Here is an 18,966-nt window from a genome sequence, read left to right as displayed (position 1 = left end):
GGCTGGTCCTCTCGTAGGCTGGCGACATGATCACGGTCGACGAGGTGCTGACCGGGCGGGAGGCGGTGCTCGCCGCGACCGGCCACCACCCGTACGCCCGGCACGCGTTGCGGCGCGACCAGCCCGCGCGGGGGTGGCGACGCGGGGACACGGTCGGGTGGCTGCTGCCGCCGGGCGAGTGGTCGGCCGGCGGCGCGATCGGCGCGCCCGGCCCGGCGCTGGAGGTGCTCGCCGCCCAGCGGGCGGACGGGACGCTCCGGGCCGGCCAGTCGGTGAGCCTGCCCCGGGTCGCGCCGGACGCGCTGGGCGCGTACCTGCCGGTGGGCCGCTCCAGCGACTGGGACTTCCTCTGGACCACCGGGCCGCCACCGCACCAGCCGGAGCAGGAGCGGGTGGTACGGCTCACCGGGGCCGACCACCCCGCGCTGGCGGCGCTCGTCGACGAGGCCTTTCCGAGCACCACGTCCCGGCCGGGCGACCCGGGCGTCGTCGACTGGTACGGCATCCGGGACGGGGACCGCCTGATCGCCTGCGGCGCCGACCGCAGCCGGGGCGACATCGGTTTCCTGGCCGGGCTGACCGTGGCGCCCGGGCATCGCGGTCGAGGGCTGGGCGGGGCGTTGACCGCCGGCATGACGTACGCCCTGTTCACCCGGTACGACCACGTGGCGCTCGGGGTCTACACCGTCAACGTCGGCGCGCTCCGGCTCTACCGCCGACTGGGGTTCACCGGCACCGCGCCGCGTACCACGGTCCACCTGGGCTAGGAGCGGCCCACGGTCGCGGCCCCGGCCGATGGTGCCGACACCGGCACGGCCGCCGGCGCGGGGCCGGCGGGGCTGCCGTCGGGACCGGTCGCCGGGACCGGGCCCACCACGGGCGGCGCGGCCTCGGACCGCGCGGCGGCCCGGTTGGCACGCCAGGCCGGCAGGTAGAGCGGGGCGGCCACGGCCAGCACCACCGCGCCGACAAGCATCGCGACGCGGACGCTGGTGGCGTCCGCCAGCGCGGTGAGCACCACCGCGCCGAGCGCGCCGGCCGGCTGGGCCATCATGGAGTTCAGCGACAGCACACTGGTCCGGTACGGCCCGTCGACCTGCCGGTGCAGCAGCCCCATGTGCAGCGGGTTCGACGCGCCGTGCACGGTGTAGCAGGCCAGGTAGGCGATCAGCACGCCGACCGGGCCGGCGAGCAGGCCCATGCCGACCACTGTCACGCCCTGGAGCACCCGCAGCAGCGCGGCGGCCGGCGCGGCGCCGAAGCGACGCAGCAGGACCGGGGTGAGCGCGGCGCCGGCCGCGTTGGCCAGCCAGGCGGCCGAGCCGGCGGGGCCGAGCAGCGCCGCCGCCCGGTCGGCGCCACCGACCACCTCGGACAGCCGGATCGGCAGCAGCGACTCGAACGTGACCATGCCGAAGCCCCAGAACAGCTCGACGGAGACCAGGGCCAGCAGCACCCGGTTGCGGCGCAGCAGGCCGACGGCCTGACCGACCATCCGGGGCGCCTGCGCCACCGAGGCCCGCACCGTGGCCGGGCCCGACGTGGGGCGCTGCTCCCGCATCAGCGTCAGCAACGCCACGATCGAGACGGCCTGGAGCGCGGCGGCGACCAGCACCGGTCCGGTCAACGCGCTGACCGGCCCGAGCGGGCCGAGCGCGACCAGCCCGCCGCCGAGCAGCGCGCCGGCGCCGATGGCGACGCCGATGACGGTGCCGGCCCAGCCGAGGCCGCGTTCGTACTCGGCGTCCGGGTCGGCGGCCAGCGTGGCGTCGACGTACCAGGATTCCAGCGGGCCGCTGTCGAGCGCCCGGTAGACGCCCTGCAACGCCCAGACCAGGAAGAACATCCAGAACGAGTCGGCCACCGCCATCAGCGCCAGGGAGGCCAGGGCGACCACCCAGGCGACCAGCAACACCGGTCTGCGGCCGAGCGCGTCGGCGAGCCCGCCGGTGGGCAACTCCAGCGCCAGCACCACCAGGCCCTGTGCGGTGGCGACCAGGCCGATCTGGGACAGCGACAGCCCGCGCTCCTGCATCAGCAGGATCATCACGGTCATCAGCAGGCCGCTGGGCAGCCAGCGCAGACCGTACAACGTGAGGTAACGGAACCGGACCTGGCGTACGGACAGGGTGCTCACGGCTTCTCCTCGGCGGGCGGCAGGACCGGGCTGAGCGGGAACGCGGCGAGGTAGAGCTGCACCAACTCGCCGTCGGGGTCGGCGGGGTCGGTCTCGTCCCGGTGCCGTTCGAAGAGGGCGAACACCTCCGCCTTGATCGCCTCGAGGCGGGCGGCCGGGATCCGCATGAAGAAGTCGCCCATGCCGAACGCGTCGCGCCAGGCCGGCGACCACTCGTGGCGCTGGGCGGCCCACCGTTCGGCGTGCTCGGTGAAGAAGCGGATGTAGTCCGCCTCGATCCACTCGATGGCGGCGCGGGCGTCCGGGTCGTCGTCGTAGTCGCTGGCCTCCCACTGGGTGACGTCGTGCGCGGCCCGCCAGAACCGCTGCCGCCCGGTGCCCAGCTCCGGGTCCTCGACCACCATGCCCACCTCGGCGAGCTGCCGCAGGTGGTAGCTGGTCGCGCCGGTGTTGGTGCCGAGCAGCTCGGCGAGCCGGGTGGCGGTGGCCGGCCCGCTGACCCGCAGCGCGCCGACCAGGCGCATCCGCAGCGGGTGGGCCAGCACGCGCACCTGCTGGTGGTCCAGCCGGACCCGGCGCGGCTCGGGGCGGGTCTGTTCGCTCTCCATGCAATGCACAATATCTGTGCACACTTTCTGTGCACAAGACTCGTGCAAAGAAAGTGTGCATCTATGCGGACGGTCAGGCGAACAGCTCGGCGACGCCGCGCAGGCGGGTCCGGAGCAGGCCGGTGGCGCGGGCGGAGTCGAGGCGTACCTCGATCGGGCGGTGCAGACCGGCGGCGGCCGTGGTGATGGTGCGCAGCCCGGCCGGGTCGACGCCGAGCCGACGGGCCAGCAGGCGACCGACGTCGGCGCGGCTCACCTGGTCCGGGCCGGCCACGTTCAGCGGGCCGGCCAGATCGGTCGGCAGCAGCTCCAGCACCGCCCCCGGGTCCACCGCCCGCACCGCCGTCTCGGCCGCCGCCTTGGCCGCCCCGTACGGATACACCGGCGTGGGCGGCTCGTCATCGGCGTACGGCGCGGGACGCCCGGCGTGCAGCGCGTCGCCGGACAGGTGCACCAGCCAGCAGCCTCGTCCCGCCCCGCTGCGCCACGATCACGAGGTTAGCGGGGCGGCATGCCGCGCCGGCGTCCCGCCAACCTCGTGATCAACAGCTCGGACGCCGGCCGGAAGGGCAGGCTCAGGTGGGGTCGGCGACCGGGGCGGCGGGACCGGCGGTGCCGGCGTGCGGCGCGGCGGGCGTCTTCGGCTTGGCGTCGATGCCGGCCTCGGTGCGCTGCTGCCCGGTGATCGGCGTCGGCGCGCCGGTCAGCGGGTCGAAGCCGCCGCGCGTCTTCGGGAACGCGATCACCTCGCGGATCGAGTCCGCGCCGGCCAGCAGCATGCAGACCCGGTCCCAGCCGAACGCGATGCCGCCGTGCGGCGGGGCGCCGTACTTGAACGCCTCCAGCAGGAAGCCGAACTTGTCCTGCGCCTCCTCGGCGGTGATGCCGAGCAGGTCGAACACCCGCTGCTGCACGTCGCCGCGGTGGATACGGATCGAGCCGCCGCCGATCTCGTTGCCGTTGCAGACGATGTCGTACGCGTAGGCCAACGCCCGGTCCGGCGCGGACTCGAAGCGGTCCACCCACTCCGCGTTCGGCGAGGTGAACGGGTGGTGCACGGCGGTCCAGCCGCCGTCGTCCGTCTTCTCGAACATCGGCGCGTCGACCACCCAGCAGAACGCCCAGGCGCTCTCGTCGACCAGGCCGGTCCGCTTGGCGATCTCGATCCGGGCGGCGCCGAGCAGCTCCTGGGCCTCGCGGGTCTCCGTGCTCGCGGCGAAGAAGATCGCGTCGCCGGGCTTCGCGCCGACCGCGTCGGCCAGGCCGGACAGGTGCGCCTCGGACAGGTTCTTCGCCACCGGGCCGCGCGCCTCGCCGGTCTCCGCGTCCAGCACCACGTACGCCAGGCCACGCGCGCCGCGCGCCTTGGCCCAGTCCTGCCAGCCGTCCAGCTCCTTGCGGGTCTGGCTCGCACCGCCCGGCATGACCACCGCGCCGACGTAGCCACCCGCGTCGATCGCGCCGGCGAACACCCGGAACGCGGTGCCGCGCAGGTAGTCGGTCAACTCGGTCAGCTCGACGCCGTAGCGCAGGTCCGGCTTGTCGGAACCGTAGCGGGCCATCGCGTCGTGCCAGGTGATCCGCGGGATCGGCCGGGCGATCTCGTGACCGGCCAGCTCGGACCAGAGCTTCGCCACGATCGCCTCGCCGAGGTCGATCACGTCGTCCTCGGTGACGAAGGACATCTCGATGTCGAGCTGGGTGAACTCCGGCTGCCGGTCGGCGCGGAAGTCCTCGTCGCGGTAGCAGCGGGCGATCTGGTAGTACCGCTCCATGCCGCCGACCATGAGTAGCTGCTTGAACAGCTGCGGCGACTGCGGCAGCGCGTACCAGCTCCCCGGCTGGAGACGCACCGGCACCAGGAAGTCGCGCGCCCCCTCCGGCGTGGAGCGGGTCAGCGTGGGCGTCTCGATCTCCAGGAAGTCCCGCTCGTGCAGCACCGTGCGGGCGAGCTGGTTGGCCTTCGAGCGCAGCCGCATCGCCTTCGCTGGGCCGCCGCGACGCAGGTCGAGGTAGCGGTACCTGAGCCGGATGTCGTCGCCGGCCTCGACCTGGTCGTCCACCGGCAGCGGCAGCGGCGCGGCCTCGGAGAGCACCTCCAGCGCGGTGGCGGTCACCTCGACCTCACCGGTCGGCAGGTCCGGGTTCTCGTTGCCCTCGGGACGCCGGGTCACCTCGCCGACGACCTTGACGCAGAACTCGTTGCGCAGCGCGTGCGCGTCCTCCTCGCGGAACACCACCTGCACGACGCCGGAGGCGTCGCGCAGGTCGACGAAGATGACCCCGCCGTGGTCGCGCCGGCGGGCCACCCACCCGGCGAGCGTCACCGTCGAGCCGGCATCCGCGGCGCGCAGGCTTCCGGCATTGTGGGTACGGATCACGGCTGGCGTCTCCTCATCGTGGGGCTGTCCCCGCATTCTGTCAGCTCTGCGGAGCGTCCCCCGCGCCACCCGGCCAACCCGCGCCGTTCCGGCTCACGCGTCCGGGATGTCCCAGCCGGTCACCTGGAGTGTGGTCGAGCCGTCGTTCGCCACGCCGGTCACCTCGATCAGCGCCATCCGCCACGGATCGCCGTGTGCCTTGGCGTACGCGTAGTCGGTGGTGACGCAGATCGTCGTGCCCTTGCGAACCGGAATCCGCTGGTACTCGCCGATCAGCGCGGTGCGGATCTTCTCGGCGCACTCCTGGGGCGTCGCGCCGGCGGAGGTCGCGTCGGTGCCCTCCACCCCGTCCTCCAGCCGGAGCGTCGAGGGCTCGTTGCCGCAGCCCCGGGTGAACCGGATGTCCGCCCCGGTGGCGTCGTTCCTGGTCCGGGGCTCGTCCAGATCCGCGTACATCGAGTTGCCGCAGGACGCCTTGAGGACCAGCGGCTGCTTCTGGTAGCTGGGTCGGTAGACCGTCCGCTCGTCGAGCGGGGGTGCCTCCCCCGGTGAGCGGGGCGTGTCGTCGGGCGTGGTGCCGCTCGCCTCGGTCGGCGCGCTGCTGGTGGGCGTCTGGGCACCGCCGTCCGGCTCGCCGGTCGCCGACGCGCTCACCGTCGGCCCCGAGCGAAGCGCGATGTCCTTCGCGTCCTGCGCCTGGTCGATGGCCCGCCAGGCGAAGATCGCCGAGCCGAGGGCGAGCAGCAGCGCGAGTCCGGCGACGCCCAGGGCGAGCACGCCGAGGCCCCGGCCGCCCGAGCGGGGGACCCCGACGGGCCGTCCGGGACCGCCGGACGGGCCGGGCGCGCCGGGTGGCGGGTCCGCTCCCGGGAAGTTCGGCCGGGGGTCGTTCGGCCCGCGGGACTCGCTCATGAAGGCGTCTCCTGACAGTCGACGGTTGACGAACTGCGGTTATCGCAGGATCAGAGCGGTCGCGCTGTCGCCAAGCGGACACAGCAGGCGAACAGAGTCGCTTGTGGACCGTGGCGATGATAGAAACACGGGCGCAATCGCGTCGGCAACGGACATTCGGGGAGAGGCGTGGCGACCGTCGACAAGGAGCAGCCCGCCGGTTCCGGCCGAGGCCGAGGCGACAACGGACCGAGGTGGGGGCTGTGGGTGACCACGGCCGCCGCGATCGTCGGCGTCGTCATCGCCGGCTTGGCGCTGCTGCGCGACTACTTCGGCTGGGAACGCCAGGAGCCGGACCCCGCCCACACCCCGGCCGGGGTGACCGGCGCGCCGAGCCCGGACGGTGCCGCCGCCCCGACCACCGGCCCCGCCGCCCCGACGTCCGGGCCCGCCTGGGTGCACCTGGACAGCCTGCCGGTGGCGTCGGGCGCCGGGAACACCGTCGACCTCCCCCGGGCGCTCAAGGGCACGGCCGGTCTGGACCGGGCGGTCGCCGTCCGGTGCCCGGAGAACGTCTCCGGGGACAAACAGCGTGAGGTGACCTACGAACTGCGGCGTCGCTACCAGGATCTGACGCTCACCGTACGGGCGCACTCCCCGGACGACCCGCAGGCCCCGGTACGGGTCACCGCGTACGCGGCGGTCCGCCGGCCCGACGACAGCGGCGTGGACCGGCTGAAGCGTGCGCTCGTGGACGCCCGGGAGGGCGCGCCCGGGAAGCTCGCCGCCGACGTGGCCGGCGCCGACGGCCTCATCCTGTCCGTGGAGTGCCAGTTTCCCGACTCGATCGTGATCCTCACCGACACCCGGATCACCCCGGCCTGACCCGTCCGACGCCCGTCACTCCGGCTCGGCCGGCAGCAGGTGGTTGACCCGGACGTCGTCCTCGGCCAGCGCCCGGGCCCGTTCCTCGACCACCCGGTCCGCACCGGTGAGCCGGCCGCCGTGCTGGCGCAGGTGCTCCTCCCAGGTCGGCACCTGGTACACCTCGACGAAACCGTCGGCCCGCTCGCCGGCCCGGAACAGCCCCCACCGCATCGCGCCGGTACGCCGGCGGGACCGGCCGACCGCGCGCATCGCCTCGACGAACTCGGCCTGCCGCTCGGGGCGGACCGTGTACGAGACGGTGACCAGCACCGGACCGCCCCGCGCCGGCGGCTCCAGCGTCAGGTGCGGCTCGGGCCAGTACACGGCCGGGTCGCGGTCCACGCCCCGGGTCTCCCGCAACGGCCAGAGCAGCACGCTCAGCGCGCCGACCGCCATCAGCGCGGCGGCCACGGTGAGCGCGCCGACCAGGCCGGTGAACTCGCCGAGCGCGCCCCAGGCGACCGCCCCGAGCGCCTGACCGCCGGCGAACACCATCTGGTAGACCGACAGGCCGCGGGCGCGTACCCAGCCGGGCAGGAAGAGCTGCATGGCGGCGTTGACGCTGGACAGCACCGTCATCCAGGCCAGCCCGGCGGGCACCAGCGCGACCACCGCCACCGCCGGTACCGGCACCAGCGCGAGCGTCGCCAGCACCACCGCGTACAGCAGGCCGGCCAGGAGCAGCAGGTGGTTGCTGGAGAGCACCCGGCGTATCCGGGGCAGCACCAGCGCGCCGGCCACCGCGCCGACGCCGAGCGCGCCGAGCAGCACGCCGTAGCCGCCCGCGCCGAGGCCGAGCCGGCGGCTGGCGACCAGCGGCAGCAGCGCCCACAACGCGCTGCCGGGCACCACGAACAGGGCGGCGCGCAGCAGGATCCGGCGGACCACCGGCGAGTGCCGCACGTACCGACCGCCGGCGCGCAGCGCCGCGGTGAACCGCTCCGGCGCGGCGTCCTGCTCCCGGCGTGCCGGGCGCCATCGCACCAGCGTCACCGCGAAGATCGCGAACGAGACCGCGTTGACCGCGAAGACCACCGCCACGCCGGCCTGGGCCACCAGTACGCCGGCGACCGCCGGCCCGACCGAACGGGCCAGGTTGACGCTGATCGAGCCGAGCGCGGAGGCGGAGACGAGCTGCGAGCGGGGCACCAGCTCCGGGATCACCGCCTGCCAGGCGGGCAGCGTGAGCGCCTGCCCGACGCCGAGGCCGAAGGTGAGCGTGAGCAGCAGCGCCGGCGGCATCCGGCCGGCCGCGGTCAGCACGGTGAGCAGCACGCCGACGGCGGCCAGGAAGCACTGCACGGCGATCAGCAGCCGCCGCCTGTCGAACGTGTCGGCGAGCGCGCCGGCCGGCAGCGCCAGCATCAGCACCGGCAGCATGCTGGCGGTCTGCACCAGCGAGACCAGGGTCGCGGCGCCCGGAGCGTCGACCAGCAGCCACTGCGCGCCGACGGTCTGCATCCAGGTGCCGATGTTGCTGGCCAGCACCGCCAGCCAGAGGCTGCGGAACGCGGCCGACCGCAGCGGCGCCCAGGCGGACGGCTGCCGGTCGGTCACGTCGGTCACGTCGGTCGGGGAGGCGCTCACCGGCCGATATCTACCCGGTCCGGGGCCCGGCACTCCCCGCCCCGCCGACCGGGCCGAACCCGGTGCACGCTGCCGACCGCGGCGCGCGCGGCCGAATCCCGGTGCACACGGCCAAGCCCGGTGCACGACGCCGAAGCCGGTGCACACGGAACGGGCCGCCGGTCACCCGGCGGCCCGTTCGCGCGGTACGGATCAGAAGACGCTCACGCCGTAGACGCTGAGCGGCTCGGTGACCGGCTGGAAGTAGGTGGTGCCGCCGGAGGAGCAGTTGCCGCTGCCGCCGGAGGTGAGGCCGAGCGCGGTGCTGCCGGAGAAGAGCGAGCCGCCGCTGTCGCCACCCTCGGCGCAGACGTTGGTGCGGATCAGGCCGGAGACGCTGCCCTCGGCGTAGTTGACCGTCGCGTTGGTGGCGGAGACGCTGCCGCTGCGCAGGCCGGTGGTGCTGCCGGAACGGCGGACGGACTGGCCGACGTACGCGTTGCCGGCCGAGGTGATGTCCTGGTAGCTGCCGTTGTAGAGGTAGACGTTGCCGGCCGCGTTGGCCGAGTTGCTGTGCCGGACGATGCCGTAGTCGTTACCCGGGAAGCTGGTGCCGGCCCGGGTGCCGAGGACGCTGGTCTGGCCGGAGTTCGAGTACCAGGTCGAGCCCAGGTTGGTGCAGTGCCCGGCGGTCAGGAAGTAGTACGTCGAGCCGCTGCGCACGTTGAAGCCGAGCGAGCAGCGGTAGCCACCGGTGTAGATGGCCTGGCCGCCGGAGATCCGGGTGGTCAGCGTGCCGGCCTCGGCCTCGATGCGAACCGCGCCACCGGTGCGGGCGGCGGCGGCCTTGACCCGCTCCAGCTTGGCGCCGGTGACGGTGCTGTCGACGGAGACGACGACCTGGTTGGTGGCCGCGTCGGTCCACCAGGCGGTGCCCGGGATCTTGGCGGAGCGCTCCAGCTCGCTGGTGGCGGCCTTGAGCTGGTTGGCGCCGCGGGTGACGAGCTTCGGCACGGCGCCGGCGGCGTGCACCTGGCGGGCGGCGGCGGCGTCGGTCACGGTGACGACCATCTTGCCGCTGGCGTCGGCGTACGTGCCGGCGGCGCGGTCGCCGAGCTTGGCGACGAGGGAGGCGGCGGCGTCGGGCGAGGCGGGCGAGGGGGCGGCCTGAGCGGGTGCGCCGAGGAGCGAGCCGGTGACCAGGGTACCGGCGACGGCGACGGCGGCGGCGCGACGGAGCGTGGACCTCGTGGGTCGCATGTAACAACCTCCGAATGGGGGTGAACGGGCGCTGTCATGGGGAAACGCCCGAGGACAACCCGGGCGACCTGGGGAAACCGTCCGGGCTGACCAAAGTATTCACACATTTAAGATCGTAAACAAGACATGCGTTTGACCGGATTCGCACCGGCGCCGCATGTAACGCCGTAGCAACAACATCGTCACCAGGTGTCAGACCCGACGCGGCCCTGCTCAGCCGCGACGGCGCGCGCCCGGGCCGGGGACGGGCAGGACGTCCCGCGGCTCGGCCACGTCGTGCCCCTCGGCGCAACGCAGCGCCACCCGCACCTCGGCGCCGCAGTCGCGGTGCGTCACGGTCAGCGGCGGACCCTCCGGGTCGGCCAGGTACCGATCACCCCACCCGAGCACCGCCACCAGCACCGGCCACAGGTCCAGCCCCATCTCGGTGAGCCGGTACTCGTGCCGCGGCCGGCTGCCCGGCTCGCGGTACGGCTCCCGCCGCAGCACGCCACGCTCCACCAGCATGGACAGCCGGTTGGTCAGCACCTGACGCGGAATGCCGGTGCGCACCCGCATGTCGTCGAAGCGGCGTACGCCGTTGAACACCTCGCGGAGCACGACCACGGTCCACCGCTCCCCGAGGATCTCCATGGCGCGCGCGATGGTGCAGTTCTCCACCGACCAGTCCAGTGCCGCGGGTCTCATGCCGACCAGGCTAGGTCTGATTGACAGACTCAGCAACGGGCTGCGAGGCTGGGTCCATGAGCCAGACGCAGGAGCGCAGCCGCACGTTCACCTGGTCCGACCCGGTAGCCGGAGCGGCCCACGTCGGCCGGCGCGGCGGCCTCGACCTGTTGCGCGCGATGATCGCCGGCGAGCTGGCCGCGCCGCCGGTCATGCACCTGATCGACATGGCGCGGATGACGGCCGACGAGGGGCGCGTCGTCGTCGAGCTGCTGCCGCAGGAGTTCCACTACAACCCGCTCGGCACGGTGCACGGTGGCGTCCTCTCCACCCTGCTCGACACCGCCGCCGGCTGCGCCGTGCACACGACGCTGCCGGCCGGCGTCGGCTACACCTCGCTCGACCTCAACGTGAAGTTCCTCCGCCCGGTCACCGTGACCAGCGGCATGCTGCGCTGCGAGGGCACCGTGCTGCAACGGGGCCGCCGCACCGCGCTGGCCGAGGCCCGCCTGACCGACCCGACGGACCGCCTGGTCGCCCACGCCACCTCCACCTGCCTCCTCTTCCCCCTCGAAACCCCCTGACCCTCCCTCTCCTCCCCTCCCCCACTACGCCGCGCAGTTTCACGGAAAGAGTGGCCATCCGCGCCCGGACGGCCACTCTTTCCGTGCATCAGCCAAAAGGGGGTGGGGTGCGGGGGTCAGGGCGTGCGGGTCAGGCGGGCGGCGCGGGCGGCGCGACGCTCCTCGAAGCGGGCCGCCTGGGTCTCCAGCATGTCCAGGTGGGCGGCGATCTGCTCGCGGGCGGTCTCGCCGTCGCCGGTCAGGCCGGTGACCTCGAACAGGTTCCACTGGCGCAGCACCGGCACCACCACCTCGTCGCGATGCTGGCGCAGGTCGTAGATGCCGGCCAGCGCGATCGCCACCGACTTGCGGGCAAAGCCGTCGATGCCCACCCCCGGCATCTGGAAGTCGGCCAGCACGTCGGCGACCGCCCGCATGGCCTGGTCCGGCGCCAGCTCGAACGCCGCCGCGAGCAGGTTGCGGTAGAAGACCATGTGCAGGTTCTCGTCCGCCGCCACCCGGGACAGCAGCGCCTCGCAGACCGGGTCGCCGGTGGCCCGGCCGGTGTTGCGGTGCGAGATGCGGGTGGCCAACTCCTGGAACGACACGTACGCCAGCGAGTGCAGCACCTCGTCGCCGTGGACGTTGTGGTAGCCGGCGGACATGTGCACCATCCGGGCCCGCTCCAGCGCCACCGGGTCGACCGCCCGGCTCACCGTGAGGTAGTCGCGGATCGCGGTGCCGTGCCGCCCCTCCTCCGCGGTCCACCGGTGCACCCAGGTGCCCCACGCGCCGTCCCGCCCGAACAGGCTGGCGATCTCGTGGTGGTAGGAGGGCAGGTTGTCCTCGGTGAGCAGGTTGACGATCAGCGCGGTGCGGGCGGCCTCGGGCAGCGTCGAGTCGGCCTCCGACCACGCCTCGCCGCCGAGCGGGCCGTCGAACGTGCGCCCGTCGCTCCACGGCACGTACTCGTGCGGGAACCACTCCTTGGCCAGCGACAGATGCCGGTCGAGGTTCTTCTCCACGACCGGTTCGAGTTCGGTGAGCAGAGCGGTCTGACTGAGCACGGACACGACGTTCTCCCTACGGTGGCGTAACTTACGCCACCGTAGGTCGAATCGCCGTCAGACGCCAGCGCCACCGACCAGCGGCTTCAGGTCCGCCCGGGGCGGCGTCCACTCGCCCGCCGTCGCGGCCACCTGGTCGCCGGACCGGATGTCCTTCACCTCGTCGCCGTCCGCGCCGGGGAACCAGACGTACGGGATGCCCCGCCGCTCGGCGTACCGGATCTGCTTGCCGAACTTCGCCGCGGACGGCGACACCTCGGTGGGGACGCCCCGGGAGCGCAGCGCCGCCGCGACCGCGTCGCTGGCCGCCCGGTCCTCCTCGGCGGTGACCGCGACCAGCACGCACGTCGGCACCGACCGGGACGCGGTCAGCGCTCCGGCGCCGAAGAGCAGGCCGAGCATCCGGGTCACCCCGATCGAGATGCCCACCCCCGGGAACCGGACGTTGCCGGCGCTGGCCAGGTTATCGTACCGGCCGCCGGAGCAGATCGAGCCGAACCGTTCGTACCCGATCATCTGGGTCTCGTAGACGGTGCCGGTGTAGTAGTCGAGCCCGCGGGCGATGCGCAGGTCGGCGACGCAGAGGCCGGGTGCGTGCGCGGCGGCGGTCTCCACCACGGCGGTCAGCTCCGCGACGCCCTCGTCGAGCAGCGGGTCGTCGACGCCGAGGGCTCGCACCGCGTCGGCGAACGAGGCGTCCGGCGCGGAGATCTCGGCCAGCGCCAGGGCCGCCTTGGCCTGCGCCTCGCTCGCCCCGGCGGTCTCGGCCAGCAGCTCGGCCACCCGCGCCGGACCGATCTTGTCGAGCTTGTCCACGGCCCGCAGCGCCGCCTCCGGGTCGGTCAGCCCGACGCCCCGGTAGAAGCCCTCGCAGATCTTGCGGTTGTTGACCTGGATGCGCACCGGCGGGATGGGCAGCGACCGCAGCGCGTCGCCGATGACCAGCGGCATCTCGGCCTCGTAGTGCGCCGGCAGCGTGTCCCGGTCGACGATGTCGATGTCGGCCTGGAGGAACTCGCGGTAGCGGCCCTCCTGCGGGCGCTCGCCCCGCCACACCTTCTGGATCTGGTAGCGACGGAACGGGAACTGGAGCTTGCCGGCGTTCTCCAGCACGTAGCGGGCGAACGGCACGGTCAGGTCGAAGTGCAGGCCGAGCGCGTCGTCGCCGGCCGGGCCGTCGACGTCGGCCTGCAACCGGCGCAGCAGGTAGACCTCCTTCGAGGTCTCCCCCTTGCGCAGCAACTGGTCCAGCGGCTCGACCGACCGGGTCTCCAGCGGCGCGAAGCCGTACAGCTCGAACGTGGCGCGGATCCGGTCCAGCACGAACTGCTCGATCATCCGCTGCGCCGGCGTCCACTCGGGGAAACCGGACAGGGGCGTGGGCTTGCTCATGGCGTACTCCTTGGGCACCCGCGCGAGGCGCGGGCGAGGGTCTAGAGGCCTCGGGTGGGCGCGGCCGGGCGCGCGGACCCGGACACCTCGACGAGGTACGGGTTGCTCGCGCGCTCGCGGCCGATGGTGGTCGCGGGGCCGTGGCCGGGCAGGACGACGGTGTCGTCGGCCAGCGGGAGAACCTTCTCCCGGAGGCTGGCCAGCATGCGGGGCATGCTGCCGCCCGGCAGGTCGGTGCGGCCGATCGAGCCGGCGAAGAGCACGTCACCGGAGAGGCAGATCTCGTCGGCCTCCCAGGGCGAGCCGGCGCCGGGCATCCGGAACAGCACCGACCCGCCGGTATGGCCGGGGGCGTGGTCGACGGTGATCTCCAGCCCGGCCAGCGCCAGCGTCGCGCCGTCGGTCAGCTCGGCCACCTCGTCCGGCTCGGCGTACGGCAGCCGGCCGCCGAAGAGCGCGGTGAGGTCCATGGACAGCGCCTTGGACGGGTCGGCCAGCAACTCGCGGTCCTCGGGGTGGACGTAGGCGGCGATGCCGCGCGCGCCGCAGACCGGCGCCACCGAGAAGGTGTGGTCGAGGTGGCCGTGGGTGAGCAGCACGGCGGCCGGGTGCAGGCGGTGCTCCGCGAGCACGGCGTCGAGCCGGTCGAGCACCCCGATGCCGGGATCGACCACCACGCACTGCTCCCCCGGCGCGGTCGCCACCACGTAGCAGTTGGTGCCGAAGGCGTCCGCGGGAAAGCCGGCCACGAGCACGTCCGTCCCCTCTCCGTCCGGTCGTCGTCCTCGTTCAGCAGCCTAGTCGTACCGGCGAACAGGTTTCGCCCGCCACCGTGTCGTACGTCCCACCGGCCCCAGTGACAACGCCCGATAAGGCGAGGCCGGACCTCGTACACCACTTTCCCAGTCGGTAGCCGTACACTCTGGCGGGCGTGTGGCGTGGCGCACCCCTACCGAGGACGGCGGGCGGCGCCCGGACGCCGGCGACGATCAGGCAGAGGAAGGGGAGCACCTGTGGCTTCCAGCAGGGACCGGCAGCGCAAACTGGCGCGGGCCAAGCTCGACCGGCAACTCGCCCGACGGGCCGCGGTCGCGAAGCGCCGCCGGCAGATCCAGGCGGGCGTGGGCGCCGCGGTGGTGCTCGTGCTGATCGTGGCCGGCTCGGCCTGGGCGCTCGGCGCGTTCGACTCGGAGCCGAAGAAGCAGGCCGCCGAGGACACCTGCCTCTGGACCCCGCAGGACGCCGCCGCGAACGCCAACCTCAAGGACGTCGGCACACCGGCCACCAAGGGCCTGCCCACCTCGGGCACGCGGCCGATGACGGTGACCACCAACCAGGGCGGGCCGATCACCGTCGACCTGGACCTGGCCGCCGCGCCCTGCGGCGGCGCGAGCCTCGCCCACCTGGCGAGCCGGAAGTTCTACGACACCACCAAGTGCCACGAGATCACCACCGAGGGCGCGTTGCGCTGCGGTGACCCGAGCGGCACCGGGATCGGCGGGCCGACCTACTCGTTCTACGACGAGAACGTCCCCACCGCGCCCGAGGCGAGCCCGTCGGCCTCCCCCGCGCCGGGGCAGCCGCCGGCCTACCCGAAGGGCACGGTCGCCCTGGTCGGCAACCCGCCGGGCACCAACGGCAGCCAGTTCCTGATCTTCTTCAAGGACTTCAACCCGGCGAAGCCGGCCTACAGCGTCGTCGGCCGGGTCGCCGGCGGGCTGGACGTGGTGGAGAAGATCGGCAAGCTCCCGACCGTGGACAATGGCAGCGGGGCGAAGGTCAAGCCGAAGACGGACGTGGTGATCCAGAGCCTCACCGTCGGCGAGCCGAACGCCGCGCCGGCGAGCAGCCCCAGCGCCGGTTGATCCACCTCGGGTCGGCCCCGACCCACCCAGACTCGACGGCGCGCGACGCCGTCCCCCGATGCACAGCAGGTGAGGAGTGACCGTGACGTCCACCAGAGACCGCCAGCGAGCGGCGGCGCGGGCCCGGCTCGAGCGGGAGATGGCCGAACGGACCGGCAAGGCCCGCAAGCGCCGGCAGACGCAGGCGATCGCCGGCGCCGCGGCCGTGCTGGTGCTCGTGGTGGCCGGCACCGTCTGGCTGGCCACGTCGCTCGGCGACGACGACGACAAGGAGCAGGCCGGCACCGCCGCCGGCTTCGCCCAGTGCACCTACAACGAGGTGCCCAAGGAGGGCCGGCCGGCGCAGATCAAGGACGTCGGGATGCCGCCGACGCAGCAGGCCAACAAGGGCACCCAGACGATGACGATCGACACCAACCTGGGGCCGATCACCGCGACGCTGGACCGGAGCCTGGTGCCCTGCACCGCCGGCAGCTTCACGCACCTGGCCAGCAAGGGCTTCTTCGACAACACCAAGTGCCACCGCCTGGTCACCGAGGGCATCAAGGTGCTCCAGTGCGGCGACCCGAGCGCGACCGGGAAGGGCTGGCGGGACACCGACGGCACCGGCGGGCCGAGCTACAACCTGGCCGAGGAGAACCTGCCCACCAACAAGCGCCCGCCGTACCCGGAGGGCGTCATCGCGATGGCCAACTCCGGCCAGCCGGGCAGCACCGGCAGCCAGTTCTTCATCGTGTACGGCGACTCCCCGCTCGACCCGAACTACACGGTGCTGGGCACCATCACCGGCGGCATGGACGTGGTGAAGCAGGTCGCCGCGGCCGGGGACGACGGCGCGTTCGCGAAGCAGGCCGGCGGCGGTCACCCGAAGAAGGAGATCGTCATGACCAAGGTGAGCCTGAGCGACATTCAGGGCTGACCCGCGTCACCCGACAAAACGCCCGCCGGCTCGACCGGCGGGCGTTTCTCGTACGTGCCTGCTCAGGCCCCGGACGTGACCCGGTACGCGTCGAACACGCCGTCGACCTTGCGCACCGCGGCCAGCAGGTGCCCGAGGTGCTTGGGGTCGGCCATCTCGAAGCTGAACCGGCTGACCGCCACCCGGTCCCGGGTGGTGGTGACCGTCGCGGAGAGGATGTTCACCCGTTCCTCGGAGAGCACCCGGGTGACGTCGGCGAGCAGCTTGTGCCGGTCCAGCGCCTCCACCTGGATGGCGACCAGGAACGTGGACGCCGAGGTGAGCTTCCAGCTCACCTCGACCACCCGCTCGGGCTGGGCCCGTAGGTCCTCGGCGTTGGCGCAGTCGTCGCGGTGCACGCTGACCCCGCCGGAGCGGGTGACGAAACCGAACACCGAGTCCGGCGGCACCGGCGTGCAGCAGCGGGCCAGCTTGATCCAGACGTCACTGACGCCGCGCACCACCACGCCCGGGTCGGCGCTGCTCTGCCGGCTGCGCGGCGGCCGGGTGGCGACGGCGGTCTCGGCGATGTCCTCCGCCGCGCCCTCCTCGCCGCCGTAGGACGCCATCAGCTTCTGCACCACCGACTGCGCGGAGACCTGACTGTCGCCGACCGCCGCGTAGAGCGAGGCCACGTCCGCGAGGTGCAGGTCCCGGGCGATCGCCATCAGCGCGTCCGAGGTGAGCATCCGCTGCAACGGCATGCCCTGCTTGCGCATCGCCTTGACGATCGAGTCCTTGCCGGCCTCGATCGCCTCCTCGCGGCGTTCCTTGTTGAAGTACTGGCGGATCTTCGTGCGGGCGCGCGGGCTCTTGACGAAGCCGAGCCAGTCCTGCGTCGGGCCGGCCGTGTCGGACTTCGACGTGAAGATCTCGATCACGTCGCCGTTGGAGAGCGTCGACTCCAGCGGCACCAGCTTGCCGTTGACCCGCGCCCCGATGCACTTGTGCCCGACCTCGGTGTGCACCGCGTACGCGAAGTCGACAGGCGTCGACCCGGTGGGCAGCGGGATGACGTCGCCCTTCGGCGTGAAGACGTACACCTCCTGGCTGGACAGGTCGAACCGCAGCGCGTCCAGGAACTCGCTCGGGTCGGCCGCCTCCCGTTGCCAGTCCAGGAGCTGCCGCAGCCAGGTCATCTCGTCGATGTGCGCCGGCGGGCCGACCACCTGGGTGCCCTTGTGCTCCTTGTACTTCCAGTGCGCGGCGATGCCGAACTCGGCCGTGCGGTGCATCGCGTAGGTGCGGATCTGCATCTCCACCGGCTTGCCGGTGGGCCCGATGACAGTCGTGTGCAACGACTGGTACATGTTGAACTTGGGCATGGCGATGTAGTCCTTGAACCGGCCCGGCACCGGCTGCCAGTTGGCGTGGATGACGCCCAACGCCGCGTAGCAGTCACGCACCGTGTCGACCAGGATCCGCACACCGACCAGGTCGTAGATGTCGTTGAAGTCGCGCCCGCGCACGATCATCTTCTGGTAGATCGAGTACAGGTGCTTCGGCCGCCCGGTGGTCTCCGCCTTGATCTTGGCAGCCTTCAGGTCGGTGCCGACCTTCTGGGTCACCTGACGCAGCAGTGTCTCGCGCTGCGGCTGGTGCTCCCCGATCAGCCGGTTGATCTCCTCGAACCGCTTCGGGAACAGCGTGCCGAAGGCCAGATCCTCCAGCTCCCACTTGATGGTGTTCATACCGAGGCGGTGCGCCAGCGGGGCGAGGATCTCCAGCGTCTCCTTCGCCTTCTGCTCCTGCTTGGGGCGGGGCAGGAAGGTCAAAGTCCGCATGTTGTGCAGCCGGTCGGCCAACTTGATCACCAGGACCCGCGGGTCCTTGGCCATCGCCACGACCATCTTGCGGATCGTCTCCGCCTTGGCCGCGTCGCCCAGCTTGACCTTGTCGAGCTTGGTGACGCCGTCGACGAGCAGCGCGACCTCTCCGCCGAAGTCGGCGCGCATCTGGTCGAGGGTGTACTCGGTGTCCTCGATCGTGTCGTGCAGCAGCGCCGCCACCAGCGTCGTGGTGTCCATGCCCAGGTTGCCGAGGATCGTCGCCACCGCGAGCGGGTGCGTGATGTACGGGTCGCCGGACTTGCGGTACTGCCCCGAGTGCCACCGGGCGGCGGTGTCGAAGGCGCGTTGCAGCAGCTTGGCGTCGGCCTTGGGATGGGCGTCCCGGTGGCTGGCGATCAGCGGCTCCAGCACCTCGCTGACCTGGGAGGTCTGCCAGGGCGCGTTGAACCGGGCCAGCCGGGCGCGGACCCGCCGGCCGGTCGGCGCGTTGGACAGCGCGAAGCCGCCGCTGGACCCGGGGTCATCGGGGCCGTCGGTCGGGAACGGCACCACGACCCCACCGCCGTCGGCCGGTGCGTCCGGCGTGCCGTCGGTGGCGTCGATCGCCCCGACCGATGGGGTGCCGTCGCGCTCGGTCACCGAGCCGTCCGCGTCGCCTGTCGGGTGCACCGTGCCCTCCACCGGAGGGACGACATCGTGGGACACCGGCCTCCTCACCGTTCGCCGGGATGCGCCGACCGTCCGGCCGACGTCTGATCCAACCGACCCGGGGGCCGGTGTTGTTCCGCGCCGGTCACCGGGGCTCGGCCCCGGCGGCCCGCGGACGGTCGCCCGCCCGCTCAGGCAAAGGGCAATGCTACCCGTAGGCAGGACACACCGCCGCTCCCCCGGACGG

At 73.0% G+C, this 18,966-nt stretch carries 16 protein-coding genes and 1 pseudogene; 5 read left to right on the top strand and 12 right to left on the bottom strand.

Annotated features, from left to right (window positions below):
- Window positions 1-26 precede the first annotated feature (26 nt).
- Window positions 27-767, top strand: a complete 741-nt coding sequence (locus tag ACZ6O5_RS17670; protein ID WP_465978337.1) for a GNAT family N-acetyltransferase — start codon at window positions 27-29, stop codon at window positions 765-767.
- Here ACZ6O5_RS17670 and ACZ6O5_RS17665 read toward each other — a convergent pair.
- The 5 genes and pseudogenes from ACZ6O5_RS17665 to ACZ6O5_RS17645 form a co-directional block, all read right to left on the bottom strand.
- Window positions 764-2,137, bottom strand: coding sequence for an MFS transporter (locus ACZ6O5_RS17665; RefSeq protein WP_465978335.1), 1,374 nt, complete (start codon window positions 2,135-2,137; stop codon window positions 764-766). The two genes, ACZ6O5_RS17670 and ACZ6O5_RS17665, sit on opposite strands and share 4 nt — an antisense overlap.
- Complete coding sequence (locus tag ACZ6O5_RS17660; RefSeq protein ID WP_465978333.1) at window positions 2,134-2,745, bottom strand: ArsR/SmtB family transcription factor; 612 nt, start codon at window positions 2,743-2,745, stop codon at window positions 2,134-2,136. Before ACZ6O5_RS17660 ends, ACZ6O5_RS17665 begins: the two co-directional genes overlap by 4 nt.
- A gap of 73 nt (window positions 2,746-2,818) precedes the next feature.
- Window positions 2,819-3,205 (bottom strand): annotated as a pseudogene (locus tag ACZ6O5_RS17655) (dTDP-4-dehydrorhamnose reductase); the annotation flags it as partial.
- 115 nt (window positions 3,206-3,320) lie between these two features.
- Entirely contained in the window at window positions 3,321-5,126 is a 1,806-nt protein-coding gene (gene aspS / locus ACZ6O5_RS17650) for an aspartate--tRNA ligase (RefSeq protein WP_465978331.1), read from the bottom strand.
- Window positions 5,127-5,219: 93 nt separating this feature from the next.
- Window positions 5,220-6,038 carry a hypothetical protein gene (locus ACZ6O5_RS17645; RefSeq protein ID WP_465978329.1) on the bottom strand — a complete coding sequence of 273 codons (819 nt, stop codon included), beginning with the start codon at window positions 6,036-6,038 and terminating at the stop codon, window positions 5,220-5,222.
- 246 nt (window positions 6,039-6,284) lie between these two features.
- Here ACZ6O5_RS17645 and ACZ6O5_RS17640 point away from each other — a divergent pair, with 246 nt between their 5' ends.
- On the top strand, window positions 6,285-6,902 hold the full coding sequence (locus ACZ6O5_RS17640; RefSeq protein WP_465978327.1) for a hypothetical protein: 618 nt from the start codon (window positions 6,285-6,287) through the stop codon (window positions 6,900-6,902).
- 15 nt (window positions 6,903-6,917) lie between these two features.
- Here the strand turns inward: ACZ6O5_RS17640 and ACZ6O5_RS17635 are convergent, their stop codons facing one another.
- The 3 genes from ACZ6O5_RS17635 to ACZ6O5_RS17625 form a co-directional block, all read right to left on the bottom strand.
- On the bottom strand, window positions 6,918-8,531 hold the full coding sequence (locus ACZ6O5_RS17635) for an MFS transporter (RefSeq protein ID WP_465978325.1): 1,614 nt from the start codon (window positions 8,529-8,531) through the stop codon (window positions 6,918-6,920).
- Window positions 8,532-8,723: 192 nt separating this feature from the next.
- Complete coding sequence (locus ACZ6O5_RS17630) at window positions 8,724-9,770, bottom strand: S1 family peptidase (RefSeq protein WP_465978323.1); 1,047 nt, start codon at window positions 9,768-9,770, stop codon at window positions 8,724-8,726.
- A 213-nt stretch (window positions 9,771-9,983) separates the two neighbouring features.
- Window positions 9,984-10,457, bottom strand: a complete 474-nt coding sequence (locus tag ACZ6O5_RS17625; protein ID WP_425787020.1) for a winged helix-turn-helix transcriptional regulator — start codon at window positions 10,455-10,457, stop codon at window positions 9,984-9,986.
- Between the two features lie 56 nt (window positions 10,458-10,513).
- Between ACZ6O5_RS17625 and ACZ6O5_RS17620 the strand changes: the two genes are divergently transcribed.
- On the top strand, window positions 10,514-11,020 hold the full coding sequence (locus ACZ6O5_RS17620; protein ID WP_465978321.1) for a PaaI family thioesterase: 507 nt from the start codon (window positions 10,514-10,516) through the stop codon (window positions 11,018-11,020).
- 116 nt (window positions 11,021-11,136) lie between these two features.
- Here ACZ6O5_RS17620 and ACZ6O5_RS17615 read toward each other — a convergent pair whose 3' ends face one another.
- From ACZ6O5_RS17615 to ACZ6O5_RS17605, 3 genes are read right to left on the bottom strand one after another with little or no spacing between them, the layout of a single operon-like run.
- Complete coding sequence (locus ACZ6O5_RS17615; RefSeq protein ID WP_465978319.1) at window positions 11,137-12,072, bottom strand: acyl-ACP desaturase; 936 nt, start codon at window positions 12,070-12,072, stop codon at window positions 11,137-11,139.
- A gap of 51 nt (window positions 12,073-12,123) precedes the next feature.
- Window positions 12,124-13,458 (bottom strand): histidine--tRNA ligase, encoded by a 1,335-nt coding sequence (gene hisS, locus ACZ6O5_RS17610; protein WP_465978317.1) that lies wholly within the window; start codon window positions 13,456-13,458, stop codon window positions 12,124-12,126.
- Between the two features lie 41 nt (window positions 13,459-13,499).
- On the bottom strand, window positions 13,500-14,213 hold the full coding sequence (locus ACZ6O5_RS17605; RefSeq protein ID WP_465978315.1) for an MBL fold metallo-hydrolase: 714 nt from the start codon (window positions 14,211-14,213) through the stop codon (window positions 13,500-13,502).
- Window positions 14,214-14,471: 258 nt separating this feature from the next.
- Here ACZ6O5_RS17605 and ACZ6O5_RS17600 point away from each other — a divergent pair, with 258 nt between their 5' ends.
- Complete coding sequence (locus tag ACZ6O5_RS17600; RefSeq protein WP_465978313.1) at window positions 14,472-15,323, top strand: peptidylprolyl isomerase; 852 nt, start codon at window positions 14,472-14,474, stop codon at window positions 15,321-15,323.
- Window positions 15,324-15,405: 82 nt separating this feature from the next.
- Entirely contained in the window at window positions 15,406-16,242 is an 837-nt protein-coding gene (locus ACZ6O5_RS17595; RefSeq protein WP_281939664.1) for a peptidylprolyl isomerase, read from the top strand.
- Window positions 16,243-16,304: 62 nt separating this feature from the next.
- Here ACZ6O5_RS17595 and ACZ6O5_RS17590 read toward each other — a convergent pair whose 3' ends face one another.
- Entirely contained in the window at window positions 16,305-18,776 is a 2,472-nt protein-coding gene (locus ACZ6O5_RS17590; protein ID WP_465978311.1) for a RelA/SpoT family protein, read from the bottom strand.
- Between the last annotated feature and the right edge of the window lie 190 nt (window positions 18,777-18,966).

The organism is Micromonospora sp. NPDC049201 (assembly GCF_055586805.1).
The sequence above is the reverse complement of the archived record's forward strand: the minus strand, read 5'-3'. Positions and strand labels throughout refer to the sequence as shown.